The sequence below is a fragment of the Caldicellulosiruptor acetigenus genome (assembly GCF_026914305.1).
Taxonomy (GTDB): Bacteria; Bacillota; Thermoanaerobacteria; order Caldicellulosiruptorales; family Caldicellulosiruptoraceae; genus Caldicellulosiruptor; species Caldicellulosiruptor acetigenus.
Window position 1 is genome coordinate 62,993 of sequence record NZ_CP113866.1, and the last position, 26,662, is coordinate 89,654.

Annotated in this window: 26 protein-coding genes and 1 pseudogene; 24 read left to right on the forward strand and 3 right to left on the reverse strand. The window is 33.4% G+C overall.

Features of this window, described 5'->3' with window-relative positions; all coding sequences use genetic code 11:
* The first annotated feature begins 11 nt into the window (after window positions 1–11).
* The 19 genes and pseudogenes from OTK01_RS00230 (at window position 12) to OTK01_RS00320 (ending at window position 18,564) form a co-directional block, all read left to right on the forward strand.
* The gene (locus OTK01_RS00230) at window positions 12–644 is read left to right on the forward strand and encodes an MBL fold metallo-hydrolase (protein WP_029229045.1); all 633 of its coding nucleotides are present in this window, start codon (window positions 12–14) and stop codon (window positions 642–644) included.
* Between the two features lie 15 nt (window positions 645–659).
* Window positions 660–2,873: an O-antigen ligase family protein gene (locus OTK01_RS00235; protein WP_029229044.1), complete on the forward strand. Its 2,214-nt coding sequence runs from the start codon at window positions 660–662 to the stop codon at window positions 2,871–2,873.
* A gap of 355 nt (window positions 2,874–3,228) precedes the next feature.
* Window positions 3,229–4,329 (forward strand): glycosyltransferase, encoded by a 1,101-nt coding sequence (locus tag OTK01_RS00240; RefSeq protein WP_029229043.1) that lies wholly within the window; start codon window positions 3,229–3,231, stop codon window positions 4,327–4,329.
* Window positions 4,330–4,891: 562 nt separating this feature from the next.
* Window positions 4,892–5,146 carry a hypothetical protein gene (locus OTK01_RS00245; RefSeq protein WP_029229042.1) on the forward strand — a complete coding sequence of 85 codons (255 nt, stop codon included), beginning with the start codon at window positions 4,892–4,894 and terminating at the stop codon, window positions 5,144–5,146.
* A gap of 122 nt (window positions 5,147–5,268) precedes the next feature.
* Complete coding sequence (locus OTK01_RS00250) at window positions 5,269–6,579, forward strand: hypothetical protein (protein WP_029229041.1); 1,311 nt, start codon at window positions 5,269–5,271, stop codon at window positions 6,577–6,579.
* Window positions 6,580–6,665: 86 nt separating this feature from the next.
* Window positions 6,666–7,802 (forward strand): glycosyltransferase, encoded by a 1,137-nt coding sequence (locus tag OTK01_RS00255; protein ID WP_029229040.1) that lies wholly within the window; start codon window positions 6,666–6,668, stop codon window positions 7,800–7,802.
* A gap of 64 nt (window positions 7,803–7,866) precedes the next feature.
* Complete coding sequence (locus tag OTK01_RS00260; RefSeq protein WP_029229039.1) at window positions 7,867–8,799, forward strand: glycosyltransferase family 2 protein; 933 nt, start codon at window positions 7,867–7,869, stop codon at window positions 8,797–8,799.
* A gap of 358 nt (window positions 8,800–9,157) precedes the next feature.
* Window positions 9,158–9,388 (forward strand): glycosyltransferase family 4 protein, encoded by a 231-nt coding sequence (locus OTK01_RS00265; protein WP_029229038.1) that lies wholly within the window; start codon window positions 9,158–9,160, stop codon window positions 9,386–9,388.
* Window positions 9,389–9,391: 3 nt separating this feature from the next.
* Complete coding sequence (locus OTK01_RS00270; RefSeq protein WP_084694651.1) at window positions 9,392–9,631, forward strand: glycosyltransferase; 240 nt, start codon at window positions 9,392–9,394, stop codon at window positions 9,629–9,631.
* Between the two features lie 244 nt (window positions 9,632–9,875).
* The gene (locus tag OTK01_RS00275; protein WP_029229036.1) at window positions 9,876–10,841 is read left to right on the forward strand and encodes an NAD-dependent epimerase/dehydratase family protein; all 966 of its coding nucleotides are present in this window, start codon (window positions 9,876–9,878) and stop codon (window positions 10,839–10,841) included.
* Between the two features lie 11 nt (window positions 10,842–10,852).
* The gene (locus OTK01_RS00280) at window positions 10,853–11,611 is read left to right on the forward strand and encodes a glycosyltransferase (RefSeq protein ID WP_232841713.1); all 759 of its coding nucleotides are present in this window, start codon (window positions 10,853–10,855) and stop codon (window positions 11,609–11,611) included.
* Window positions 11,612–11,650: 39 nt separating this feature from the next.
* Window positions 11,651–12,520, forward strand: coding sequence for a glucose-1-phosphate thymidylyltransferase RfbA (gene rfbA, locus OTK01_RS00285; RefSeq protein WP_029229034.1), 870 nt, complete (start codon window positions 11,651–11,653; stop codon window positions 12,518–12,520).
* Window positions 12,521–13,102, forward strand: coding sequence for a dTDP-4-dehydrorhamnose 3,5-epimerase (rfbC, locus tag OTK01_RS00290; protein WP_029229033.1), 582 nt, complete (start codon window positions 12,521–12,523; stop codon window positions 13,100–13,102).
* A complete protein-coding gene (rfbD, locus tag OTK01_RS00295; RefSeq protein WP_269011625.1) occupies window positions 13,066–13,941 on the forward strand; it encodes a dTDP-4-dehydrorhamnose reductase in 876 nt (291 codons plus the stop codon). The genes rfbC and rfbD overlap by 37 nt, the downstream gene beginning before the upstream one ends.
* Before the next feature lie 17 nt (window positions 13,942–13,958).
* Complete coding sequence (gene rfbB / locus OTK01_RS00300) at window positions 13,959–15,017, forward strand: dTDP-glucose 4,6-dehydratase (RefSeq protein ID WP_029229031.1); 1,059 nt, start codon at window positions 13,959–13,961, stop codon at window positions 15,015–15,017.
* Between the two features lie 41 nt (window positions 15,018–15,058).
* Entirely contained in the window at window positions 15,059–16,444 is a 1,386-nt protein-coding gene (locus OTK01_RS00305) for an undecaprenyl-phosphate glucose phosphotransferase (RefSeq protein WP_029229030.1), read from the forward strand.
* A gap of 92 nt (window positions 16,445–16,536) precedes the next feature.
* Complete coding sequence (locus OTK01_RS00310) at window positions 16,537–17,160, forward strand: hypothetical protein (protein ID WP_029229029.1); 624 nt, start codon at window positions 16,537–16,539, stop codon at window positions 17,158–17,160.
* Between the two features lie 184 nt (window positions 17,161–17,344).
* Window positions 17,345–17,446, forward strand: a pseudogene (locus tag OTK01_RS00315) (transposase); the annotation flags it as partial.
* Entirely contained in the window at window positions 17,440–18,564 is a 1,125-nt protein-coding gene (locus OTK01_RS00320; protein WP_029229028.1) for an RNA-guided endonuclease TnpB family protein, read from the forward strand. The pseudogene OTK01_RS00315 and the gene OTK01_RS00320, both read left to right, overlap by 7 nt.
* A 120-nt stretch (window positions 18,565–18,684) precedes the next feature.
* Here the strand turns inward: OTK01_RS00320 and OTK01_RS00325 are convergent, their stop codons facing one another.
* Window positions 18,685–19,230 (reverse strand): macro domain-containing protein, encoded by a 546-nt coding sequence (locus tag OTK01_RS00325; RefSeq protein ID WP_029229027.1) that lies wholly within the window; start codon window positions 19,228–19,230, stop codon window positions 18,685–18,687.
* 33 nt (window positions 19,231–19,263) lie between these two features.
* On the reverse strand, window positions 19,264–19,626 hold the full coding sequence (locus tag OTK01_RS00330) for a hypothetical protein (protein ID WP_029229026.1): 363 nt from the start codon (window positions 19,624–19,626) through the stop codon (window positions 19,264–19,266).
* Between the two features lie 358 nt (window positions 19,627–19,984).
* On the opposite strand from OTK01_RS00330, the gene OTK01_RS00335 reads away from it, so the two are divergent.
* A complete protein-coding gene (locus tag OTK01_RS00335) occupies window positions 19,985–21,610 on the forward strand; it encodes a CTP synthase (RefSeq protein WP_013433610.1) in 1,626 nt (541 codons plus the stop codon).
* 47 nt (window positions 21,611–21,657) lie between these two features.
* Here the strand turns inward: OTK01_RS00335 and OTK01_RS00340 are convergent, their stop codons facing one another.
* A complete protein-coding gene (locus tag OTK01_RS00340) occupies window positions 21,658–22,146 on the reverse strand; it encodes a hypothetical protein (RefSeq protein ID WP_029229025.1) in 489 nt (162 codons plus the stop codon).
* A 186-nt stretch (window positions 22,147–22,332) separates the two neighbouring features.
* Between OTK01_RS00340 and OTK01_RS00345 the strand changes: the two genes are divergently transcribed.
* From OTK01_RS00345 to yycH, 4 genes are all read left to right on the forward strand, one after another.
* Window positions 22,333–23,025 (forward strand): response regulator, encoded by a 693-nt coding sequence (locus OTK01_RS00345; protein ID WP_029229024.1) that lies wholly within the window; start codon window positions 22,333–22,335, stop codon window positions 23,023–23,025.
* A 23-nt stretch (window positions 23,026–23,048) separates the two neighbouring features.
* Entirely contained in the window at window positions 23,049–24,749 is a 1,701-nt protein-coding gene (locus OTK01_RS00350; protein ID WP_029229023.1) for an ATP-binding protein, read from the forward strand.
* A gap of 99 nt (window positions 24,750–24,848) precedes the next feature.
* The gene (locus tag OTK01_RS00355) at window positions 24,849–25,337 is read left to right on the forward strand and encodes a hypothetical protein (protein WP_029229022.1); all 489 of its coding nucleotides are present in this window, start codon (window positions 24,849–24,851) and stop codon (window positions 25,335–25,337) included.
* A gap of 18 nt (window positions 25,338–25,355) precedes the next feature.
* On the forward strand, window positions 25,356–26,654 hold the full coding sequence (gene yycH, locus OTK01_RS00360) for a two-component system activity regulator YycH (protein ID WP_029229021.1): 1,299 nt from the start codon (window positions 25,356–25,358) through the stop codon (window positions 26,652–26,654).
* Window positions 26,655–26,662 lie beyond the last annotated feature (8 nt).

The following is a 26,662-nucleotide window of genomic DNA, read 5'->3' on the forward strand; positions in this document are numbered from 1 at the left end:
GGTATGTAAAAATGAAAATCACATACCTTGCACATGCAAGCTTTTTGATTGAGACAAAATCAGGAATAAAGATCTTGACAGACCCGTACGATGGTTCTGTTGGCTACACGGTGTTTGAGCTATCTCCAGATGTGGTGCTGACATCTCACAAGCATTTTGACCATGGCTACACAGGTAGCCTAAAAGGAGATTATGTTCTTGTCGATAAGGAAGGCGAATTTGAGGTCAAGGGTGTTAAAATAAAAGGCATAAAGACCTTCCACGACAAAGAAAATGGTCAAAAACGAGGAGAAAACATTGTGTTTGTCATAGAGGATGAGTTTTCAATTGCACATCTTGGCGATTTGGGTCATGAGCTTGCAGCATCTGAGCTTGAAAAGGTGGGGAAAGTTGATATTCTTTTAATTCCTGTTGGCGGCGTGTATACAATTGATGCAAAAGAGGCTTTCAATGTTGCAAAGGCCATAAATCCAAGAGTTATAATTCCTATGCATTATAAAACAGAAAAGCTCAAATTTGACCTTGGAAAGGTAGAGGAGTTTACAAAGCATTTTGAAGATGTTGAAATTTTGCAGACAAGTGAGATTGAAATCAATAGCCTTCCAGAAAAGCAGAAGGTTATTGTATTAAAATACAAAGGATAAAGGAGAAATTGCAAGATGGCAAAAAAAAGCGAGAAGAAAAGTATATCTCAAAGTGCCAATAAATTTAGTGGAGCTGAAATATCTATTTTTGGAGGTAAAACACTTTCAGTATACAAAATATTTGTACTTTTTGCCTTTTGCGTGCTTGTTCTCATGAGCCCGTACTACAGGGGGCTCTATTTTGACTATGAACTTGGTGCATTTCAGGCAGCAATGGCAGCAATTTTTATCCTTTTTGCAATATATCTTTATCTTTCAAAAGAGGGTTTTTTAGTAAATTCAAAACTTGAACTTGTCTTGCTTCTTTTTATGGTTGCATATATTATTCCATATTTCTTTGCAGCAAACAGAAGGCTTGCACTTGGAGAATTTTTCAAGTATGCATTTTACTTTGCAGTTTTTTATGTTGCATCGAGAATTTCAAAAGGCAAAGCAGAAAAGCTTGCAATTTTGAACGCTCTTTTTCTCTCAACAGTAGGTGTTGCATTTTTTGGATATCAAGCAGCAGTAAAGTTAATTCCAGAGACTGCCCGGCCTCTTGGCATGGCAATGAATGGACTTTGGGTTGGGAATATGATAAACTCAACACTTCAGTATCATAACACGGCAGGAACTGTTTTGGCATTCGGATTTATAATCTCTTTGATGCTGGCGCTTTACAACGAAAATAGGGTGCTGAAAAGCATTTATTTTGCCTTTTCAAGCTTTATATTTACAGCATTTTTCTTTACATATTCAAGAGGCTCATATATTACCCTCTTGCTTGCTCTTTTGGTGTTTTTCTTGCTTTTGCCGAGAGAAAAAAGAATTTCGCTCATTTTTAACATAGCGATTGTTGGCGCTTTTGTTATTGCTTTTTTGAATAAGGTTGGGGCAAACCTAAACGAACATGGGAAAGTAAAACTTTGGTTTGTTTTGCTCTTCCAGATGCTTCTGGTTTTTGCCCTGACATATGCTTTTGGATTTGTGGAGAGAAAACTTTATGGCCTTAGCAACAACTTTTACATAGCTGCAGCAGGTGCAGCGATTATTTTGGCTATAATAGGTTTTGCAATTGCTCTAAAGACACATTTGATTCCTTCAGACATGGTTGCAAAAATCAAATCCATAGCCATGTTCTGGAAAGAGAGAAACTTTATTGAAAGAATGGTCTTTTATAAAGATGGATTAAAGATATTTTTGAGAAGTCCTGTATTTGGCTATGGTGGAGGAGCATGGGTATCGCTGTATTTTATGTACCAGTCTTATTTGTATTTTACAACCCAGTCTCACAACTACTTTTTGCAGGTGCTTCTTGACACGGGGATTGTTGGATTTTGTATACTACTAATATTTTTATGGTTTTTATTTTCAACTTCGCTCAAGGCATGGGCTAAAAAGGAACAAAAAGAGAATATTATTATTGCTGGGCTTGTGGCGGCAGCAGTGCAGCTTTATTCTCACTCAGTTCTCGACTTTGATTTTTCGCTAGCATCTGTACAAGTTCTGCTATTTGCAGCTTTAGGGGTATTAGTTTCGACATCCTCACAGATTCTTCAAAAGCATAAGCAAGAAAAGGTGATTTACACGGGCAAAAAGACAAATTTTGTGCCTGCTTTGCTGGCGATATTTTATCTGTTTGTGATAGTAATTTCACTAAACTTCAGGCTTGGAAATTACTATGCAAATGTGGGGCAGCAGGCGCTGCAGATGGGAAATTTGTCTGCTGCATATTCGTTTTTGTCAAAAGCTATCACATACGACCCACTCAGCTCCAATGCGCTTTCTGATTATGCGGTTGTACTTTACCGTATAGGTGACCAGAACAAAGACGCAAACCTAATTGCAAAGGCAGATGGCTATTTCAAACAGGCAATTGTAAATGACAGGTTCAACGCAAAGATAAGGTTCAAATATGCTATATATCTTCTTGCTCATGGGGCAATAGATAGCGGACTTTCACAGATAGAACAGGGGATAAAGCTTCAGCCTCTTCAACCAGCAAACTATGAGCTGAAGGCTGATGCATATGCAAAGGTTGGAGATTATTACCTTGGAAAAGGCGATAAAGAAAAGGCAAAGAAGTATTTTGAAGTTGTGCTGAAGATTCCTGAGGAGATTGAGAGGGTGAAGAAGGAAAGAGAAAGAATGCCTGAGGTTATAAGGGCAAGTCCACATATTAATTTTGAAATTACGGACAGAATAAGGCAAATTGTTGATGAAGTTAGGAAAGAGGTAAATGGGATTTAGTAATAGGAAAGTTCTGGTATTATTGAAATTTGCTATTAGTATTTTATGTTAAATGTTTTTGCATTACCACCTTATGTTGTAGCGTACAACTATATTGAACATATATTAAGAGCACTAAAAGGTAAGTAATGCGAGATGCTATTTTATGTATTTTTGTCTCCATTTTTAAGAGCCAAGGTATTTTTGATGAAATGACAAGATAAAAAGGTTATTGTATTGGGCAGTTTATCACATTGTTTGATTGATTTAGTAATTAATAAGAAATTAAGAATAAACAATAATAGTTTGACAATAAGGCTTTATTTCCAAATGCAAAATATCACTATATAAATTTTGAAATAAATAGGAGGCTAAAATGAAAATAGCGATAGTTCATGAATGGCTTACAAACTTAGCGGGGTCAGAAAAAGTGGTTCTAGAACTTAGAAAAATATTTCCTGAAGCACCGATTTACACTTTAGTATATAATGAAAAAAAATTAGGCAAGTATTTCAAAGATTGTACTATAATAACATCTAATCTACAGAAAAATCCATTAGCAAAAGTAAAACATCAATTGTTTTTTAACTATATGCCAAAGGCTTTTGAGAGTTTTGATTTGAGTGAATTTGATTTGATAATTAGTTCGTCTTCAGCTTTTGCAAAAGGTGTTATTACACCACCAAATAGTCTGCATATTTGTTATTGTCACACTCCTCCTAGATATATTTGGGATATGTTTCATGAATACATGAAAGACTACAATTTTATTATTAAGAAATATTTAGAAAAAAGTTTTCATAATTTAAGAATATGGGATTCTGTTGCTGCAAATAGGGTTGACTATTTTATTGCAAATTCAAATTATGTGGCAAATAGAATAAGAAAATATTATAAACGTGAAAGTAAGGTTATCTATCCCCCAGTTGATACAGAATTTTATGTGCCCTCAAGCAAAAAAGAAATAGGAAATTATTATTTGATTGTGTCACGTTTGGTTTCTTACAAGAGAATTGATATTGCCGTTGATGCATTTAATCAGCTAAATGAAAAATTAATTATTGTAGGAGAAGGTCCTGAATTAAAAAAGCTAAAGTCATTAGCGAAAAAGAATATTGAATTTTTAGGGTATCAGTCAGAAGATACAATAAGGGAACTGTATCAACATTGCAAAGCATTAATATTTCCTGGCATAGAAGATTTTGGAATAGTTCCTGTAGAGGTTCAAGCATGTGGGAGACCAGTGATTGCTTTTAAAAAAGGTGGAGTTGTCGAAACAGTTGAAGAAAATAAGACAGGAATCTTTTTTGAGAAACAGAATTCAGAAGGTTTGAAAGAAGCCATCAATAGGTTTGAAAGAAATATAGAAATGTTTGACTCAGCATATATCCGCAGACATGCTGAAAAGTTCAGCGCAGAAAGATTTAGGCAAGAGATAAGCGATTATGTTAATAACATACAGAAAAGTGCTTTTTAATGGCTTGAAAATTCCATAAAATGGAAATAATAACAACACGTAATTTGAAAGGATTATTTATAAATTCACAGCGATTATAGATTTAATCATGATAGTAATTTCTTTTGATATTTTGTAATTGATAAAATTCAAGAGTGGTTTGCTTTATGAACCAGTATTCTGAGACTTCCAGACTTATTGTTTAAGAATAGTCTTATATATATAAACTACTCTCTGAAGAGAATATTAACTTTATTGTTGAAACATGCAGAAATGCAAAATTAAAGCGTATATTGTTCTTGGCTATTTCAAATTTATTCCATTCATCAACATTAGGTATTCTTTTTTAGATAAACATGAAATAGAATTTAATAGAAGAAATTCCAACGTAAAGTAGCTTAATATGCCACACAATTTAATCTCAGTTTATGCTGATAATAGCCATTATTAAATTTACTTCAAAAAGTTCAATTATATTTACAAAAAAGTTAGGTTATAACAGAGAATCTTTAAAATGTGCAAGTTTAGAACAATGTGTATATCCAGAATCCAAATGAAGAAAAATTAAAGTGGACAACTAAAGATGACTATAGAAGAGCTCCAATTGGGAAAATTTAAAGAGAACTTCTCATTTGATAAAATTTCCCAGCTGAGAGATGCGCTAATTGAAAATATTAAACCATATCGGTCTGAGGCCAGAAACGAACATATTTTTACGAGAAGTTTCAAGGAAGAAATTCCTACTGTATTTAATAAAACATTGCATTCGTCATGGAATAACAGACGAAGCTCAAATCCATGGTCTAAAAGAGGATATACGAATCGAAAAAAGGACTAAATATGATACTTAGTATAGAGTGAAGTAGTCATTTTGATTAGAGATACAAGATAATATCTGCAGCTATGTTTAAAGGTAAGTCCATTGAAAATGCATGATAAAGGTAGCGAGGTGAATTTCTGTTGGAGAGAAAAAACAATACAGTTGATTATATATTATTCTCAGTTTTATGCCTATTTGTATTTGCAATACCCAAGAGTGGATTTAATATCTGTAATATACCATTTTATGTTGGTATTATAGTTGTTGTAATATATATAGCACTGAATTTGAGGTTTTATAAACCTTTAGTTTTAATTGATCTAATCCCATATTGGGGTTTTATATCACTATTAATTTACTTATTAATGCATGATCTCAATAATAAGGAAACAGTTATAAGATATATATTAGGATTTGTTGTATTACCTATTTTGTTTAACATAATTATCAGGAAAAAATTGTCGATAAAAGATATGTTGAAAATTATAACAATTGTAGGTGCTATACCAGTAATATATGGAATAATTCAAATAATGTTTGGCATTGAAAGCACAATTATTCCAGGATTAACTGCAAATTATACACAGTTAAAGAACTTCAATTTTGATGTATACAGGCTTTTAACAGCTAAATGTAATAAAGTTGGAGAATATTACAAGTTAATATCCACTTATCAAAATGGAAATATGTTTGGAATTTTTCTGGTATTATATTATCCCTTATTACTTTATTGGGAAAAAACAAAATGGAGGAATACATCATATTTATTACAATCGCTGACCATAATATGCGTTTTCAGAAGTTTATCAAGAACAGCAATTATTGCATTTGTTATGTTGATTGTTGTCTTAAATTTTTTCAGAATAGTCTATAAGAAGTTTAATATTACAATAAAAGAATTCATTTATAAGATTACATTAACTATCACAATACTTATTATCCTTTCAACAATTTCAAAAGAAGGGCTAATAAAACCTATTATAATGAGGTTATTCAATAATAAATCTGAAGAGATAGTAACAATGAATAATAGAATTACACTTGGTTTGCTTAGTAATACTTCATTAGTGAAATTATTGCTTGGAAATCCTAATTTTGGACATGAGTCTCTTTATGTTGAGGTTTTGTTTTCATTAGGAATTTTAATGGGGTGCTTATTTTTGTTTACATTGTTTTTTATCGATTATAAATTAATTAAGTTTTTAAAAAATAAAGGTAGTAGTGAATTATATGGAGTATTTATTTTATCATTTTTATCTGTACAAATTGCTGCTATTTCTGATATTGCATGGGGGTTATTTCCCATTGAATCACAATTTTGGATAATATATGCATCAAATATAATTGCTTTAAGCCAATCTGATATAGATATATCTTCTGTTAAATTGCAGAGAGTCTTTTCTTTTATGAGGCAGATGATTTTTAAAATATCGACGAAAAATAGTACATAAAAAAAGATTTGCTTCTTAGTAGATATATTAATTAAGATAAGTGAAAAGTTTTTTGTATTTAATCATAGATTTGAGAGGGGCCTCTAATGAAAGTATTAATGATATCGGGTTCATATCCCAACATGAAATGTGGAGTTGGAGATTATACTAAGGTTTTAGCAAATTTTATAAACAAAACTGGTATTGGAATAAAAGTTTTAACTACAAAAAACGAAAAAGTGGTATCAGATGGAATTTGTGAGCCTGCAATTTTAAATTGGGATTTACAGTGTATTAAAGAAATCTATAATTATGTCAATAAAAATAATATTAATATTATTCATATACAGTATCCCACAAAAGGATATGGATACAAAATTGGCATAAATTTATTACCATTATATATAAAGATGAAAGATATGGTTTTCCAAAAAAGAATAAGGATTATTACAACATTACATGAGTTTAGTCAGTCGCACATTTTGAGAAAAATATCAATCATTCCACTTGTGTTATTTAGCGATAAAATTATTTTAACCAATGATGAAGAGAAGAAAATAATTCTAAAATTGTTTCTTTTCCTTATGAAAGATAAGTTTGAAGTAATAAATATAGGTTCAAATATTTTACCAGATAAATCTTCTGAAAATAATGAAAATAAACTATATACCAATAATCATACAATTAGTTATTTTGGTTTTATTAGACCTGACAAAGGTTTGGAAACATTATTGAGAGCAATTGTTTTGACAAAAGTATATACTGAAGATGATTTTAAATTAAATATTTTAGCTGAATTAGATGATAGTGATGAATATCATTGTAAAATAAGAAACTTATTAAAACAATTAAACATTAATAAAAACAAGATAGAAATAACGGGATATTTAACAGAATCTCAAGTATCAGAATATTTAAAAGCATCAAATTTATGTGTATTACCATATAGAGATGGTTTAACATATAGAAGAGGAAGTTTTATAGCTTCTGTTGTTCATAATGTTCCAGTTTTATCAACTTATACAAAATTGACATCTCCAGATTTGTTAGAGATTTTCAGAGATTATCTGGTAAAACCTAATGATGTGGTAGGATTATCAAGAAATATTGATAAATTTTTCTATGATATGGAATATAGGAACAAGTTAATTGCAAAAACAAATCAGATCAAGAATTTATTCGATTGGGAGAAAATAGCTGACAAGCATAAATCACTTTACTATGGGTTGGGATTAAGAGATTAAATGCTTTTAAGAGATCCAGATGTGGCAAGATTATTATATCAGAGATAAAAAGGAGAATTATAAAATGACAAATCCAAAAGTCGGGGTTGTGATTGTAAATTATAATGGTGAAAGATATACAAGCACTTGTGTTAGAAGTGTATTGAAATCATCTTATGAAAATTATTTAGTGATTGTAGTTGATAATGCATCAAGTGATAATTCTGTCAGGTTGCTTGAGGAAGAATTTAATAGTAAAATTGTTATAATAAAAAATGAAAAGAATTTAGGGTTTTCTGCTGCTAATAATATTGGTATAAAATATGCATTGGAAAATGAATGTGAATATGTCCTTTTACTTAACAATGATACAGAAATAGATAAAGATTTAATAAAAAATATGGTTAAGGCATCCATAGAAAATAATAATGCAATTATTTCACCTAAAATATATTACTATGATAGTCCAAATAAAATTTGGTCAGCGGGGGGAAGTTTGAACTGGAAAAAAGGGTTAAGCTTTCATTATGGAGTTAATAAAATAGACAAAGGACAATTTGATGTACGAAAAGAAATAGATTTTGCTACAGGATGTTGCATTTTAATACATAAATCAGTTTTTGATAAAATAGGATTTTTGGCAGAAGAGTATTTTCTTTACTATGAAGATACTGATTTCTGTGTAAGAGCTAAAATGGCAGGTATTAAAATTTTATATGAGCCTTCTGCAAAGCTTTGGCATAAGGTTAGCAGTACTGTTGGCGGTGAAGAATCATTAATAACTCTGTACTATTCCAATAGAAACAGGCTTTATTTTAATAATAAGTTTAACAAAAAGAACAAGTTTTATTATTTATCCTATTTTTTTGTAACTCGAATGGTAAAGTTTTTAATTTGGCTAATCAAAGGACAAAAAGATAAAATAAGGATTGTTTTGAAAGCAATTAGGGATTATAGAAATAATAAAATGGGATACACAGAGATTCAAAAAAAGAAAGTCAAAATCCCAAAAGATTGAGACATCAATAAAAGATTTATTTATTCTTGCTGATGATAAAGCTGAGGAAAATAGGAAAACAGCTTATATAGTGAGTGACTTCGGGACAAAAAATCTTGCGATTATTTCAAACAAAAATAAAATTACATAGGTTCTTTACTTTGCTGGGCAGCAGAGCTATATTCGCCAAACTGCTAACTTATTCAGTTTTATTACAAAAAGAGTTAATAATGGAACAACAATTTTAATAATAATTGTAATTAGATTTTGAGTCATTATATTACAAATAATTGTTAAAGGTAGTAATAAGAACAAGGAGATGATATATTAAATGAGAATATTACAATATGTATCTTGATAAAGGAGTTAAATATTTTGAATGAATGTAGAATTATGGATAGTTGGTGAAGGTGATTTAATACCATATTTATCTAAGATAAAGGAAAATACCAATATCAAAATTGTAAATAGATACATTGACAATTGTAAAATACCGGAATTTTTTCATATGGCTGATTTTCTTATTTTGCCGCACATTGAAGCTACTCAATCTGGTGTTATTCCATTAGCTTATGCATTTGGCAAACCTGTAATTGCTTCAAATGTATGAGAAATAGCAGAACAAGTTGTTGATGGTGAAACAGGATATTTGTTTGATATAAATAATAACCACGAAGCTGTAGAAAAAAGTATTTATTTACTTGAAGATGAAAAAGAAAGACTTAAAATGAGTAAAAACGCTTTTGAATATCAAAAAACTCAACTTGATTGGGAACAAATTGGGAATGAGTTGTTGACTTTTTTTAAAACATTGACAGCAAAGTTGAGAAATGACTCAACATATAATGGGTGAGATGAAATAATTGGTAGTAAAATTAAAAGATTCTAGGAACATGAGAGAGGACATATGAAGATATATAGAATAAAAGTAGAAAATGAGATAATAGTTGTAAATATTGTATAGATACATTTGTTGTTACCACAAAATTTTGTTGATATCTAATATGCAAATTTAGGATATAAATATTGTATTTGGAAATTAGGATTATAATTCTGCTAAATACAGCGCAAAATTTATTTACAGGAGGTATATGGAAGTGAATATTAATTTAAATGAAAGCTATAAAAATAAAGTGATTTTAGTGACAGGCGGAGCAGGATTTGTTGGAACAAATCTTGTAAAGAAATTAGCAAACTTTGATGTCAAAAAAATAATAGTATTGGATAATCTATTTACAGGAAGGTTAGAAAACATAGAAAATATTAAAAAAGTGGAATTTATTCATGGAGATATTGAAAACTATGATTTGGTACGTGATATAGTAAAAGAATGCGATATAATTTTTCATCTTGCAGCAAGGAACATAATTGTTTCAACAAAGGACCCATATTTAGATTTTAAAACAAATGTATATGGGACATTCAATATATTAGAAGCAAGCAGATATTCTAAAATTGAAAGATTGGTTTATGCTTCGTCTGTTTCAGTTTATGGTAATGCCTTATATTTGCCAATTAATGAGAAAGATTTGTTGTATCCTCTTAATCCATATGCGGCATCTAAAATTTCAAGTGAGTCTTACTGTAATACCTATTATGAAACCTATGGAGTACCAGTAACAATTCTTAGATATTCTAATGTTTATGGTCCGTACCAAACACCTTTAAATCCATATTGTGGGGTAATTTCAAAGTTTATAACGAATGCATTAAATGGAGCACCATTACAAATACATGGGGACGGAGAACAGACAAGAGACTTTACATATGTAGAAGATGTAGTTGATGCGACATTGTTAGCAGGAATAAATAATAAAGCAATAGGTGAAACATTTAATATAGCTACGGGGGTTGAAATTACAATAAATCAACTAGCTGATGTTATCTTAAAGATAACAAATAGTAGTTCTCCAATAGAATATGTTGATAAAAGGGATATTGACAATGTTAGAAGAAGGGTACTTAATATTGAACATGCAAGAAGAATATTGAGATGGACTCCTAAGATTACGCTTTTGGAAGGAATTAAAAGAACGATTCAATGGATTAGGGAGATGAAGTAAAATTGAAAAGAGTGTCAATTATTGTTCCATGCTTTAATGCATCGAGATTTATAAAACAGTCAATAGATAGTTTATTAGATCAGGAAGTAAATAAGGATATTGAAATTGAAATTATTGTGGTTGATGATGGCTCTACTGATGACACGCTGACAGTGTTAGATAAGTACTATTGTAGAAGTAAACTTGTAAGGATAATAAAAAAAGCTCATAGTGGAATTATAAGTACTGTGACAAGAGGATTTTACGAAGCTAAAGGTGATTTTATTGCTCTTCAAGGAGCAGATGATCTTTCTTATCCTAACAGAGTCCAGATTCAAGTTGAAATGTTAACAGAAGCAAGTAATACAATTCTTACTTACTCTGATTTAACTTTAATAGACGAATATGGAAATATTATTTCAAAATCTTTTTGGAATGAATACAATATTACACCTTTGAGAGGGAAACCCACAAAAGAATTACTAAAAAACAATTTTGTTTCTGGTGGAACAATGATGTTTAAGAGAGAGCTTTTAGATAAAATATTACCTATACCAACTATTTTACCGTATGAGGACCATTGGATTGCTTTTATTGCTTCGCTTTATTATGAGATTAATTTTTATGATAAGCCCTTGGTGATGTATAGAAAACATGCTAATAATTCAAACTTGGAAGTTGAAAAAAGATCTTTAAGCAAAAGAGTTGAAAAAAAATTCAAATGGTGGATTCAAAAATTTCTTTTTTACAGAGAATATTGTAAGTATTTATTATCAGAAAAAGTAAGATGATAATATATATTATGAATACTTAAAAGTAGGTGAACAACTATGAAAGCAATAATTTTAGCTGGGGGAAGTGGCACAAGATTGTATCCTCTTACAAAGGCAATAAGTAAACAGCTGCTACCTGTCTATGATAAACCAATGATTTATTATCCGCTTTCAACTGTTTTACTTGCAGGAATAAGAGAAATTCTTTTGATTACAAACCCTGAATATGTAGAGCTATATAGAAATCTGTTGCAAGATGGTTCACAAATAGGAGTACATATTCAATATGCGGTTCAAGAAAGTCCACGTGGATTACCAGACGCATTTATTGTTGGTGAAAAGTTTATTAATTCTGACAAATGTATGCTTATACTGGGTGATAACATATTTTATGGACAGGGGTTTAGTGGTTTATTAAAAAAAGCTGTTAGATTAGAAAAAGGAGCGCTTATTTTCGGATATTATGTTAAAGACCCTCGAGCATATGGAGTGGTTGAGTTTGATTCTAACATGAATGTTATTTCAATTGAAGAAAAGCCAGAAAAACCAAAGTCAAATTATGCAATACCTGGCATTTACTTTTTTGATAACAAAGTAGTTGAACTAACAAAAACCCTTAGACCTTCTAACAGGGGCGAGTTAGAAATAACAGATTTGATAAAAAAATATTTAGAATTAGGCGAACTGAGAGTTGAACTATTTGGGCGAGGGTTTATGTGGCTGGATATGGGAACTTTTGATGGGCTTCTTGAAGCATCAAATTTTGTTGAAACGATTCAAAAAAGGCAAGGATTTTACATAGGGTGTATAGAAGAAGTGGCTTATAGAATGGGATATATAGATAAAGAACAATTGTATAGATTGGGATATAAGATGAGAAACAGTGAATATGGGAAGTATCTCATGGAATTGGCAGGTGAAAGTTAAGTGGCAAAATTCAAAAAGATAGAGACACCAATAAAAGATTTATATATAATAGAGCCCACAGTTTTTGAAGACAATAGAGGTTTTTTTATGGAGAGTTGGAATGAGAAAGAATTTAATGAAATCGGACTAAATATAAAGTTTGTCCAAGACAATCATTCAAGATCTAAGAAGGGTGTGTTGAGGGGACTACATTTTCAAGAACCTTATCCACAAGGCAAACTTGTAAGAGTAATAAGAGGTGCCGTTTTTGATGTGGCAGTAGATATAAGGGAAGATTCGCCAACGTTTAAAAAGTGGTTTGGCATCGTCCTTGACGAACACAATAGAAGGATGTTATATATTCCAGAAGGATTTTTACATGGTTTTTTGACACTTAGTGAATGGGCAGATGTATTGTATAAAACTACAGAGTACTATTATAAAGAATATGATAGAGGAATAATTTGGTATGATCCTGACTTAGAGATAAAATGGCCTCTTGAAGAATATGGAATAGACAAACCAATTTTATCAGAGAAAGATAGTCAATTACCTACTTTTGAGGAATGGCTGAGAATGAAAAAGGAGAGAAAAAAGCTGTGAAAGTTTTGATTACAGGTGCGGCTGGGCAGTTAGGCCAAGCGTTTCAAAGATTTTTCACGAAAAAAGGTATTGAGTATATAGCTGCTGACCATGGTATGCTTGATATAACAAATTTAAAACAGCTTAGGAAGTTTGTAAAAGGGAAAGATATAACACACATAATAAATTGTGCAGCTTATAATGCAGTTGATAAGGCTGAAGAAGATTGGAAAACAGCTTATTTAGTAAATGGATTAGGGGTAAGAAATCTTGCTATTATTTCACTTGAGAATAAAATTGAATTAGTGCATTACTCTACTGATTATGTTTTTGATGGCAAAAAATCAACCCCTTATACTATCTTTGATACTCCATCTCCTATAAATAAGTATGGAGAGAGTAAACTATTAGGAGAAAAGTTTATGACTTTGACCGAATATTACTATCTAATACGAGTTAGCTGGGTTTTTGGTATAGGTAATGCAAACTTCATAAGAAAGGTTCTTAATTGGAGCAAAGAAAGAGATATATTAAAGATAGCTGATGATGAAATAAGTGCACCTACTTATACGGATGATTTAGTATATGCTACTTATTTGTTATTAAAAGAAAGAGCTTTTGGATTATATCACATCACTAACACCACTGCTTCAAGATTTGAATGGGCAGAATTTGTGCTAAGAAAAATTGGCTGGAAAGGGAAGCTTGAAAGAGCAAAAAAAGATGATTTTAAGCTACCTGCTAAAAGACCTGGGTATTCAGTGTTAGATAATTTTGGTTTAAAGGAGACTGTAAATTTTGAAATGCCAACGTGGCAAGATGCTACTGAGAGGTACTTAAAGCAGATAAATTTAATATAAGAGGAGAGAGAATAGGTATGAATTTATTGGTGACGGGGTGTGCAGGTTTTATCGGAAGCAACTTTGTTTATTATTACCTTGACAAATATAAAGACAGGAAAATAATCGGTTTGGATAAATTAACTTATGCAGGTAATTTAGAAAATTTAGCAAAATTGACACCAGAGCAAAAAAAGAGGTTTGTATTTATTAAGGGAGATATAACAAACAGAGAACTTATAGAACACATCTTTGAAGAATATGAAATAGATGTAGTTGTAAATTTTGCTGCTGAATCCCATGTTGACAGATCTATTATTGATCCACACATTTTTATAAAGACAAATGTGTTGGGGACACAGACACTTTTAGATGTGGCAAAGAATTTTTGGTATAAGAACGGTAAGTGGACAGATGGTAAAAGATTTATTCAAATATCCACTGATGAAGTGTATGGTTCGTTAGGTGAAACAGGATATTTTACTGAGAAAACGCCTCTTGATCCACATAGTCCTTATTCAGCAAGTAAGGCAGCAGCAGATTTAATTGTAAAAGCATATTTCGATACATATAAGATGCCTGTTAACATAACGAGATGTTCTAATAATTACGGTCCTTATCAATTTCCTGAAAAGTTGATTCCGCTTGTTATTAACAATTGTTTAAACAAAAAGCCAATTCCTGTTTATGGGGACGGATTAAACATTAGGGACTGGTTATATGTTGAAGACCATTGCAAAGCAATTGATTTGGTGATAGAAAAAGGTGTAATAGGTGAAATTTACAATATTGGAGGTCACAATGAGAGAACTAATCTAGAGATTGTAAAGATGATAATTAATTATCTAAAGAATAATTTTGACGAGACTATTTCAGAAGAATTAATAAGATTTGTAAAAGATAGGAAAGGGCACGATAGAAGATATGCAATTGATCCATCAAAAATAATGAGGGAATTGGGATGGGTACCAGAAACAAAATTTGAAGATGGAATAGTTAAGACAATAAATTGGTATTTGAATAATAGAGATTGGTTAAATAGAGTGACAACTGGCAAATATATGGAGTATTATGAGAAAATTTATGGTGGCAAATGATGTAAGGTGTTACGAGAGACAGAGGGAGAGGTGTAAAGATCATGCATAATGTAAAAAATTTTTTTATAGGTATTTTGAAAGTATTAGATATTGTTTTGTGTCCAATAGTTTTTTTTGCTGCTTGGTACATAAAGTTTGAGAGTAATATTTTCAGGAACACAGGGCATTTGAATTTAGAAAGTTACCTTTTGATACTTCTGTTTTATATTATTTTATTCTTTGTTATCTCGAATATTTCTAATTTTTACAAGGTGACGCACAATAGTTTTGGCAACTTTGCTAACATAGTTAAAGTTAATGTTATTGTGGTTATTCTCATTGTCGTGATATTATACTTGTTGAAATGGACAGATTATTCTAGAGTTTTTTTATTCATTTTTACTGTTTTGAATATATTGTTTAATAATTTAAGCAGAATTGCAATACAAAGGATAATTTTGCTAAATATTAAAAACAAAAAAACAAAGAGAGAAAATATATTAATAATAGGCCGTAATGAATTAACAAAGGCTTTTGAAGAAAATATAAAAAAGTATGCTCTAACTTTCAACTTGATCGGATATTTAGGATTGGATAATGAAAGTCACGATAATAAAACAAATGTTCTTGGAGAGGTTAAAGATCTTGAAAAAATATTGGAAAAGTATAATGTTGACGAAATTATTATAGCTTTACGAATTGAAGAATATCATCTTTTAGACTGGATAATAAGTATATGTGAGAAATATGGAATAAGAACTTATATAATTCCAGATTATTTAAGGTATATACCATCAAAAGCCCAAGTTGAAGAGTTTGAAGGTATTCCTCTAATAAACATACGCTATTCCCCACTTGATGAATGGTCAAACAGGTTTATAAAAAGGACGTTTGACATTGTTGTCTCGCTATTTGGTTTAATCCTCTGCCTACCTTTGTTCATAATTATAGCAATTTTAATAAAATTGACATCGGAAGGACCAATTTTGTTCACACAAGAAAGAGTGGGTTACAATAGGCGCATTTTCAAAATGCACAAGTTCAGAACAATGTATGTTCAAGACCCTAACGAGGAAAAGGTTAAATGGACAACTAAAGATGATCCAAGAAGAACACCGATTGGCAGGATTTTACGAAAGCTGTCTTTGGATGAACTTCCTCAGCTTTGGGATGTTTTGATTGGCAATATGAGCCTTGTTGGACCAAGACCTGAGCGACCGTATTTTGTGGAAAAGTTTAAAGAAGAAATTCCAAAATACATGATAAAGCATCGTGTGCGCCCGGGAATTACTGGCTGGGCACAGATTCATGGATGGCGAGGGGATACCTCAATTGAAGAGAGAATAAAATATGATATTTGGTACATAGAAAATTGGTCTTTTTGGCTTGACATTAAAATTATTTTGGCAACCATCTTTGGTGGCAAATTTATGGAGAATGCTTATTAGAAATTGTGTTTTTTGAAGTAATCAAGAATAATTGAATCTTTGATTCCAATCTGATAAAATATTAAAAACAAATCCCCCACGGAGGCACTAAAATGTCAGAGATGGAAATGTTAGAGAGAATAGTCTTAGGAATAGAAGAGTTAAAAACAGATATGAAAGAGGTAAAAATACGCCTTAACAGGGTTGAAGAGAGACTTGACAGGGTAGAGGAAAGACTTGATAAGGTAGAAACTGAACTTGTTGGACTCAAAGAGAGAATAGGCAACTTAGAAGAGAAAGTAAGTGCTTTAGAAGGAAGAGTAGGTAGATTAGAAGAAAGAATAGTCAGCCTAGAAGAAAGAGTAGACAGCTTGGAAGGAAAAGTAATTAGCTTGGAAGGAAGATTAGTTAGCTTGGAAGAAAGGGTAGTGAGCTTGGAAGGAAGAGTAGTTAGCCTGGAAGAAAGAGTAGTGAACTTGGAAGGAACTGTGCATAACTTGAAGCATTCTGTAGATGAGAACACAGGATGTATAAATACGCTTTATAATAGTTTTGCCACGGTTTTTAACTTTAAAAAAGATATGGAAAAATTTAAGGAAAGCATGATGGAATTTAAAGATGAAACGTCTAAGAAAATAGAAAATCTAATTGAAGTTACAGAAAAGACAAAGGAAGAATATGGTCGACATGATATTGACCTTAGGATAATAAAGGAAAAAGTTGGAATTCTGATTTAGGAGTTTTAATAACAAAAATTAGAAACAAAAACTTAAGGAAAAATGTTGCAGTTTACGCTGAAAAGCTGCAGCATTTATTATAATATGGGTTAATATTTTTAACAAACTTTCCGCAAGAAGTCTCCATCTTCAATAAGGTGGAGATGAATTGCGGTTGATAAATATTCAGTAGCTGTGGAAGTAATATTTTTGGTCAAGAAGTTATTGTTTGCTGACAAGTGGTGGAGCTCCAGTTGAAATGATTAGAAGATACATTGAAAGTCAAGGTGAGAAAAGAAAATGCTGAAAGCTTATAAGTACCGAATATATCCTGATAAAGCCCAAGAAGAATTTTTTGAAAAGACTTTTGGCTGTTGCAGGTTTGTATGGAACAAGATGCTTCAAGAGAAGTTAGAAGCATTAAGCCAGGGTAAAAAGATTCCAAGAATAACTCCTGCAAGATATAAAAGAGAATACCCTTTCCTGAAAGAAGTAGACAGTCTTGGTCTGGCAAATGTTCAACTTCAGCAGGAAAAGGCATTTAGAGATTATTTCAAAAATCCGAAGCACTTTAGAATACCGAAGTTCAAGAAAAAGAAAGATAAGCAGTCATACACAACCAATAATCAGCAATCTAAAAATGGTAGAGAAACGATTAGAGTAGATTTTGAAAAAGGTTTTCTTTATCTGCCGAAGATAAAAGGCGGAATAAAAGCAATATTTCACAGGAAGTTTGAAGGCAAAATAAAATCTGCAACAATTGTTAAAACGAAAACAGGCGGATATTATGTGAGCATACTTGTGGATGTACAGGACCCGAGAAACGATATAAAAGAGCCAAAGAATTTTATTTGTGGAATAGACCTGGGTTTGAAGAGCTTTGTAACAATTGTAAATGATACAGGGACTTTTAAGGTTGAATATCCGAAGTATCTTATAAAAGCTGAGAAGAAACTCAAGAGGTTGCAGAGGCAGCTGGCGAGGAAGAAGGAAGGCTCTAAAAACTGGGAGAAAGCAAGAAAAAGGCTTGCAAAAGAGCATGAGTATGTAAAGAGTGCAAGGGAAGATTTTTTGCACAAGCTTTCCAAGACCATCATAGACGAGAGCCAAGTCGTGGTGGTCGAAAGTTTGAATGTAAAGGGACTTTCAAAGACAAGACTGTCAAAACACATAATGGACAGTTCATGGTCGAAGTTTTTAGGATACCTTTCGTACAAAGCAGATTGGTATGGCAGAAAAATTATAGAGGTAGACAGGAGGTTCCCATCATCTAAGATGTGCAGTAATTGTGGATATATTTACAGTGAATTGAGGTTAAATGACAGAGTATGGGAATGTCCTGAATGTGGAGCAGTTCATGACAGAGATGAAAATGCAGCAAAGAATCTAAGAAAGTATGCAGTTGCATATATAAGGAGTCAGTAGGGTAGGAACTACCCGAATTCACGCCTGTGGAGATTGGATCTCTACTGCCGGGGATAAAGCCATGGCAGCAAGTCTGGTCAATGAAGCAGGAAGCCTCCACCTCTGAAAGTGGATGGTAGTTCACCTGCTGAATTTGCTATTATAATAGCTTAAAAAGTAGTTAAAAGTCTCATCATCAAAAAGGCAAAACACAATCTTTTCAATGCTTGTATTTACAGAGCTTAGAAAGTCAACTGCTGTATCAATCAAAATCTTTGCGCATCTGTCCTTTGGAAATCCAAATATTCCGCTGCTGACAGCAGGCAGTGCTATGCTTTTTAAATTGTAAAGGTGAGCAAGATACAGGCTGTTGTAGATTGCTCTATAGAGCTTTTCATCCTCATTGCCTTCACCGTAGATTGGACCGACTGTATGTATTACAAACTTGCAAGGCAAGCGATAAGCATTTGTTATAACAGCATTTCCTGTTGGCAGAAAGCCAATCTTTTTTATAATCTCATCTGATTCTTTTTGTATCTCCTGCCCACCTGCTCTTACAATTGCAAGGGCAACGCCACCGCCATGCTTTAAGTGAGAATTTGCAGCATTTACAATTGCGTCAACCTGCTCTTTTGTGATATCTCCTTTTTTTACAGTAATCTTTTGCAAAACTTCTCTTGTCGTCAACTTTTAACACCTCCAGCATAAAAAATAAAAATTTCAATTGGATTGTTGTTCACCTTTGCCTTTGCTTATGATTTCATCAAACACAGCTTTTGTGTCAATGCCAAATTTTTCTAAAGAGGAAAGAATGCTCAGGCACACAGTAACTTGAGTAAAAAGGCTTGCAGCCAAAAGCTTTCCACAATCTGTGGTTGGGAAGGAAGAGTATTCTTCCAAATTTCTTTTTATATCTTGAGATACGCTATTGTAAACTTGAACAAGCTCATCAAACGACTTTTGCTCAGGTGCAATCTTTATAAGGGGTTTTTTCTTTTTGAAAAAAGGTGACAATTTATTATAAATCACTATAATGCCTATGCCACACAAAAGTCCAATGGCAAAAATCAAAGATGGTTTCAAACAATCACACCCTTTCAAGAAATTATTATACATCAAAATTATAAAACGCATCAAAAGATTTAAATGTTACATTTAATTTACTTTCACCTTCTTTTCTCCCTCGATATTTCGCCTGCTATCTTGCAGTTTTATGCGCTGATTTTCTTTATAGGTACTGTTGTCCTACCGTTTAGAACAAACCTACTCACCAGCAATTTTCAAAGTTCAATTTTTATGCGAAGTTAAAGCGAAGTTACAAAATAAACTTTCATCTTGCTAACCAATGATGGATGGTTTAAAATATAAAAGTTATGATACAATGCTTAATCTTAAAGACAAAAAACAACTTCATATATACATTCCATGGAGGTTTTTAGCTATGGAAAAACAAGTCAAATACATCTTTGTCACAGGCGGGGTTGTATCTGGGCTTGGCAAAGGGATCACAGCAGCGTCAATTGGCAGGCTTTTAAAGGCACGCGGCTTGAAAGTTACAATGCAGAAGTTTGACCCGTATATAAATGTTGACCCTGGGACAATGAGTCCTTATCAGCACGGTGAAGTGTTTGTTACAGACGACGGTGCAGAGACAGACTTAGACCTTGGACACTATGAAAGGTTTATTGATGAGAATCTCACGAAAAACAGCAATGTAACAACGGGAAAGATTTACTGGTCTGTAATTCAAAGGGAGAGGCGTGGCGACTTTCTTGGCGGCACAGTACAGGTAATCCCTCACATTACAAATGAGATAAAAGAGAGAATCTACAGGCTTGGAAAGAGCAACTCAACAGATGTCGTTATAACAGAGATTGGCGGAACTGTTGGCGACATTGAAAGCCTTCCGTTTTTGGAGGCAATAAGGCAGGTTGCGACAGACATTGGTAAAGAAAATGTTCTGTATGTTCATGTTACCCTTGTTCCTTACCTGTCAAAGTCTGGGGAGCTGAAGACAAAACCCACACAGCACTCTGTAAAAGAACTTCGGTCAATTGGTATTCAGCCAGATATTATTGTCTGCAGGACAGAAAAACCACTTTCACAGGACCTCAAAGCCAAAATCGCACTGTTTTGCAATTTAAAACCTGAATATGTCATTCAAAACATTGATGCAGAAAGCCTGTATGAAGTGCCTCTCATGCTTGAAAAAGAGGGGCTTGGCGAGATTATATGCGAAAAGCTTGGATTTGCCTGCACAAAGCCAGACCTCTCTGACTGGATTGAGATAGTTGAAAAAGAGAAAAACCTCAAAAAGAATGTCAGAATTGCCCTTGTTGGAAAGTACGTTGAGCTTCATGACGCATACCTTTCTGTTGCAGAGGCGCTAAAGCATGCAGGAATTGCAAATGACAGCCATGTTGAGATTTTATGGATAAACGCAGAGCATGTTACTTATGAAAATGCACATGAGATGTTAAAAGAGGCAGATGGGATTTTGGTGCCAGGCGGATTTGGTGACAGGGGAATTGAAGGCAAGATTGCAGCTATAAAGTATGCAAGAGAAAATAAGATTCCGTTTTTTGGAATATGCTTGGGAATGCAGTGTGCTGTGATTGAGTTTGCAAGAAATGTGCTTGGGCTTGAAAAAGCTAACTCAACAGAGTTTGATGAAGCAACACCATATCCTGTGATTGATATCATGCCAGAGCAAAAGGACATATTCACAAAAGGCGGTACTATGAGGCTTGGCCTTTACCCGTGCAAGCTTGAGGAAGGCACTCTTGCCCACAGAATTTACAACGATGAGCTTGTGTATGAGAGGCACAGACACAGGTATGAGTTCAACAATGAATTCAAGGAAAGGTTCAAGCAAGCCGGCATGGTATTTTCAGGAATATCGCCAGACAGAAGGCTTGTAGAGATAATAGAGCTGAAAGACCATCCATGGTTTTTGGGCGTGCAGTTTCATCCCGAGTTCAAGTCGCGACCGCAAAGACCTCATCCAATCTTTACAGATTTTATAAGAGCATCCCTTGAGAATAGGAGCAAAAAAGAGGGGGTGTGAAGACTTTTAAACCCCCTCTTTTGTTTTGGCAAATTTCCAGAATAGCTTTATCTTCGTCTACGCCTTGAGTATGTCAAATCCAGAGTTTTTGGTCTTTGCTGCCTTGGCAGCTCTGAAATAAGGTAAATGACAAAAAGGTGAATCAAAAATAGCACAAGGTTTAGACCCACGTGTATGTAAATATAAAGAGGTCTTTGAAGAATTACCATCTTGGAAGACTCTCTTGCAAATTCTACAAATCCCATCAAATGTATTGAAAAAACCTGCAAAAGCAAAATCAAAAAGTGTGGGAAGCGGACATTGAACATAAACAGAATAGCAAGGATACATGATATAACAAAACCTGGCAGAAACAGCAGGGTTGATGTTATGTAAAATCTTAAAATGATTGTTATTAAGAATACAATAATCAAGCAAACAAGCGACCAGACAAGAAGAAGCATTCCATTGTTTGAAAACAAGTTAGTGCCTGCAAAAAAGCAAAGGTATACCAAAAGCCAAAGGAATATTTCAAATGCAACGTTTTTATTTTCCATAGGATTACAGCTCTTAAAAAGGATTTAAGAGCTTTTTTACCCTCCTTTTCCAGCAGCATAAGGACTTACTTTTTGAAGTTACTCCAAAATCAATTATACATTAAAATATCGAATTAGTGTATAATTAAATTATCAGACTGGTAATATTGAAAAGTTCCATTTAAAAAAAGGGGGATTTGAAACCTTATGTCCAAAGCACATATTCTTGTTGTTGACGATGAAAAGCCAATTGTTGATATTATAAAGTTCAACTTGGAAAAAGAAGGGTACAAGGTGACAGCATCGTATGACGGTGAGGATGCGTTAAATAAAATAAAGGCTGAAAACTTCGACATGGTTCTTCTGGATGTAATGCTTCCCAAACTTGATGGATTTTCTGTTTGCAAGAAGGTTCGTGAGTTTTCGGATGTTCCTATTATAATGATAACAGCAAAGGCTGATGAGGTTGACAAAGTTTTGGGTTTGGAGCTTGGGGCGGATGATTACATAACAAAACCGTTTGGAATAAGAGAGCTTATTGCGCGCATTAGAGCAAACTTGAGAAGGACAGTTCAAAGCGCTTCGCAAGATGGCAAGGTGTTAAAAGCAGGGGCTTTGACCTTAAACCCAGAGACGTTTGAAGTGAAGAAAAATGGTAAAGTTATTGAACTTACCGTAAGAGAATATGAGCTTTTAAAGTTTTTGATGTCACAAAAGGGTCAGGTGTTTTCAAGAGAAGAGCTTTTGGAAAAGGTTTGGGACTATGAATACTATGGAGATGTGAGAACTGTTGATGTTACTGTCAGAAGGCTTAGGGAAAAGATAGAAGATAATCCGTCTGAGCCCAATTTTATTTTGACAAAGAGGGGAATTGGCTACTACTTTAATCCTAACATATAAAAGTAAGGGGAATAAAATATACCATGACAAGAAGCATAGAAAGCAGACTCATAATTGTTTTTGGACTTTTAATTTTAATGCTTATGTTCATATCCAGCTTTTTCGTCATTGACAGGACAAAAAACTATTTTTATGAGGATATCCAGAAAAAAATTGAGTTTATGGTAAGCTCGTCACTACTCAGAGTTTTAGAAGATAAAAATCTGACACAGGAAAAAATCCAGGCTATAGTCGATCAGTCGATGAAACAAAGTCAGTACGGCTTCATGATTCAAAAGCTCATTGTGACAGACAGCAGGGGCAGGCTTTTAGCATCTTTTCCAAGGATGGACATTAGTTTTTTCCCGTCAGACGAGATTCTAACAAGCCTTGCAGGATACAAGGTTGTAAAGCAGGATGTTGAAAACCAGACAATGATTTTTGCATTCCCTGTAAAAAGCGGCAGGACAGTAGAAAGAGCTCTGTACTTGGAAGTTTCTGTCCAGAGCGTTCTTGCAACCGTTACCGATATAAAAAATATTCTGCTTATGGCTTACGTTGTTGCCATGATATTTTCACTCTTTATTGGTTTTCTATTTGCAAAGACTCTTTCAAATCCGCTCAGAAAGCTTACAAAACAGGCACTTGAGATGGCTCAGGGTAATCTTGATGTTAGAATTGAAATTTCCAGCCAGGATGAGATTGGCAAACTTGCGAGCGCTTTTAGGACTATGGCGACAAACGTAAAAAAGTATATCTCAGCACTTGAGTTTGAAAAGCAAAAGCTTGAAAGAATACTTCAGAATATGTCTGATGGAGTTTTGGCTGTAAACTCCAAAAATGAAATAATTCATATAAACGAAAGTGCCAAGAGATTTTTGAAAGATGATATTGAAAGGTTTTTGCAGCAAGTTCAATCCAACAGAGATTTGGAACTTTTGCAACCGCTAATATATGAAGTTGATGGCTGGACGCTTGAGGTAAGCACAGCAGCTTTTATAGACTCTTACCAGGGCACTGGTACAATATTCATCCTTCACGATATAACTCAGCAGGCAAAGCTTGATAGAATGCGAAAACAGTTTGTTGCAGATGTGTCTCATGAGCTTAGAACTCCAATAACCACCATAAAGACCTATTCTGAAACTCTTTTGGATGTTGATGATGAGACTGTGAAAAAGAAGTTTCTAAATGTGATAATAAAAGAGTGTGACAGGATGACAAGACTAATTTCTGACCTTTTGTATCTTTCGCGACTTGACAGTGGTGAGAATATTTTGAAAATTGAAGAGGTAAATGTTGGTGAACTTGTAAGGTTTGTGTGTGAAAAGATGAGGATTCATGCAAAGAAGAAAAACCAAAAACTTTTATGCAGTACGCAGGAAAATGTGGTGATTGAGGCTGACAGAGACAGGCTTGAACAGGTGCTGATAAATCTTATAAACAACGCTGTTGTCTATGTCCAGGAAGGCGGGCAAATAGAGGTTGGGCTTGAAAAGGATGAGGAGCATGTGAGGATAACTGTAAAGGACAACGGACCAGGAATTCCTCAAGAGGACCTGCCGCGCATATTTGAGAGGTTTTACAGGGTTGACAAGGCAAGGTCGCGAAGCCTTGGTGGCAGCGGGCTTGGTCTTTCGATTGCTGATGAGATTGTAAAGGCACACGGTGGGAAGATTTTGGTTGAAAGTAAAGAAGGTGTTGGTACTAAATTTACTGTTGTACTACCCATTAAAAAAAATTGACCACTTTTGTAATGCGCTCTTAACACGGTTGTAACAAATTTGTAATAATAAAATTGTATAATGTAATTAGGATGATTGTAACTTGATGGTGAGGCTGAAATGAAAAAGCTTGCACTGATAATATCGATAGTATTCATTTTGTCAATAGCTACTGTGGTTTTTGCAGATGGCAGCAAAACACCTGCCCAAGCGAAGAATATAAGTTCAGTTGAGATAGATGGCAGCAAAGTCACGGCAACTGCATCTTCTCTTGTTGAGATAGCAGAGTACGACAGTAATCTTACAACTTCAGTATTTGTTTTGTCTGGAAAAAGTTCTGAGGGTGTGGAGATTAGCATATATACAAAGAAAGACAACAAAGAAGCATTTTCGCAGCAGGGTCTTGTTGAAAAGTTTACGGTAGGAAAGTCCGGCTATTTTGCCAAAAAAATTGATGTAAATGAGGGTACAACATATATTCTGGTTGTTGCAAAGAAAGATAGCGACATTCAGCTCAGTCTTCTAAAAGTCTCATATGAAAAGAAAGAAAGTTTTCTTGCCAAGGTGGAAAAGGCAATATCAAATTTTATAAGTTCTCTGGGCAAATAAAAAAAGAGGGTAAGGTGGATGAGAAAAAGTAAGACTGAAGCTATAAAAAGCATAGTGCTGAGTATACTTGTTATACTCAGCATTTATTTGTATTACAAGATTTATTTTGACTACAAGGTAGAAGATATTGTAAAAGCAGTTGATATTTTTCAAAAACAACAATCTGAGCAGCAACTTTTAAAAAAAGCAAGAGAAATTCTTGTATCTCCCAAGGAGATGTATTTGAACATTTCGAAGAATGTAGCTGTGAGAGTCTTGAGCAATCAAGCTCAATATTCACAGGTGGTTTCAAAATTCATAGAAGGAATTGAAAAGTCACTTGTAAAGAAAGAGTTTGAAATAAGCTTTAAAAGCATTTCTGCTGACTTTTTCAAGGTGAAAAAACTCTTAATTTTGAGCTATGGATATCCAATAAACTTTAGCACTTTTGTGTATGAGCTGACAAAGAGAAGTATTGCTGAGGTTCCAAAGGGCTTTGACTTTGACAGGATTTTCATAGAAGAAAATGCAACATCTACACTACTGTACTTTTTCAACTCTCAAAAGCAAAGAGCAGTTGTGATGAAGTTTTCTCAATTTGGCTTTATGCCTTTGGAAGATTTGATTGAAAAGGATTTAAAACTTGTATATTCATGGTCAGATAGTCTTGGTTTTACTGAGATTGCCAATAAAGACATCTTGATACCTGTTGAGTTTTCAGATGTCCAGTTTTCTGAGATAAAGACAAGACAGAGCAGCTACAAAAAAGAGGTAACTATACGACGGCTTTTCCCAGACACTATTTTGACAAGGAAAAATATTCTAAAAAATGGTGATGTGGTAATAACAGATGAAAGAAAAACCCTTCAGCTAAAGAATGATGGAGGATTTGTTTTTGAATACACAGAGAATGTCTTTGGTGAGAAGATTGATTCCATTTGTGATGCGCTGATATTTTACTTAAAAACATTTTACACAGATGAAGACTTGAGAGTTTGCAAATTAGAAGTCCAAAAAGAAGGTAATTTTAAGATATATCTTATTCTAAGGGCAAATGGAATTGATGTGGTTGCAGGAGATGAAGGGTTTTGTGTAGAGATTGAGGTAAAAGGTGGAAAACTACAGAAGATTTCAGGGCATCTTTTTGACATTCTCAAAGTGAGGACATCTCAGATAAAGGTTGACGGAATTGCAGCAATTGACACTATAAAGGAAAGAAAAGGGGATATCTTTATAGAGGAGATAGACCTTGAATATATTTCAGGTGGGGCAAGTTCATACCCTTACTGGAAGATAAGAACCCAGAGCGGGGTTGTATATGTTGAAACAATAAAGTAGTAAAAAGG

Coding starts and splice junctions, on each gene's coding strand:
- OTK01_RS00340 (WP_029229025.1), bottom strand. CDS start 22,146: ATGGAAAATAAAAACGTTGCATTTGAAATATTCCTTTGGCTTTTGGTA.
- OTK01_RS00255 (WP_029229040.1), top strand. CDS start 6,666: ATGAAAGTATTAATGATATCGGGTTCATATCCCAACATGAAATGTGGA.
- OTK01_RS00345 (WP_029229024.1), top strand. CDS start 22,333: ATGTCCAAAGCACATATTCTTGTTGTTGACGATGAAAAGCCAATTGTT.
- rfbA (WP_029229034.1), top strand. CDS start 11,651: ATGAAAGCAATAATTTTAGCTGGGGGAAGTGGCACAAGATTGTATCCT.
- rfbD (WP_269011625.1), top strand. CDS start 13,066: ATGGCTGAGAATGAAAAAGGAGAGAAAAAAGCTGTGAAAGTTTTGATT.
- OTK01_RS00230 (WP_029229045.1), top strand. CDS start 12: ATGAAAATCACATACCTTGCACATGCAAGCTTTTTGATTGAGACAAAA.
- OTK01_RS00350 (WP_029229023.1), top strand. CDS start 23,049: ATGACAAGAAGCATAGAAAGCAGACTCATAATTGTTTTTGGACTTTTA.
- OTK01_RS00310 (WP_029229029.1), top strand. CDS start 16,537: ATGTCAGAGATGGAAATGTTAGAGAGAATAGTCTTAGGAATAGAAGAG.
- OTK01_RS00245 (WP_029229042.1), top strand. CDS start 4,892: ATGACTATAGAAGAGCTCCAATTGGGAAAATTTAAAGAGAACTTCTCA.
- OTK01_RS00320 (WP_029229028.1), top strand. CDS start 17,440: ATGCTGAAAGCTTATAAGTACCGAATATATCCTGATAAAGCCCAAGAA.
- yycH (WP_029229021.1), top strand. CDS start 25,356: ATGAGAAAAAGTAAGACTGAAGCTATAAAAAGCATAGTGCTGAGTATA.
- OTK01_RS00355 (WP_029229022.1), top strand. CDS start 24,849: ATGAAAAAGCTTGCACTGATAATATCGATAGTATTCATTTTGTCAATA.
- OTK01_RS00240 (WP_029229043.1), top strand. CDS start 3,229: ATGAAAATAGCGATAGTTCATGAATGGCTTACAAACTTAGCGGGGTCA.
- OTK01_RS00335 (WP_013433610.1), top strand. CDS start 19,985: ATGGAAAAACAAGTCAAATACATCTTTGTCACAGGCGGGGTTGTATCT.
- OTK01_RS00265 (WP_029229038.1), top strand. CDS start 9,158: ATGAATGTAGAATTATGGATAGTTGGTGAAGGTGATTTAATACCATAT.
- rfbB (WP_029229031.1), top strand. CDS start 13,959: ATGAATTTATTGGTGACGGGGTGTGCAGGTTTTATCGGAAGCAACTTT.
- OTK01_RS00260 (WP_029229039.1), top strand. CDS start 7,867: ATGACAAATCCAAAAGTCGGGGTTGTGATTGTAAATTATAATGGTGAA.
- OTK01_RS00305 (WP_029229030.1), top strand. CDS start 15,059: ATGCATAATGTAAAAAATTTTTTTATAGGTATTTTGAAAGTATTAGAT.
- OTK01_RS00235 (WP_029229044.1), top strand. CDS start 660: ATGGCAAAAAAAAGCGAGAAGAAAAGTATATCTCAAAGTGCCAATAAA.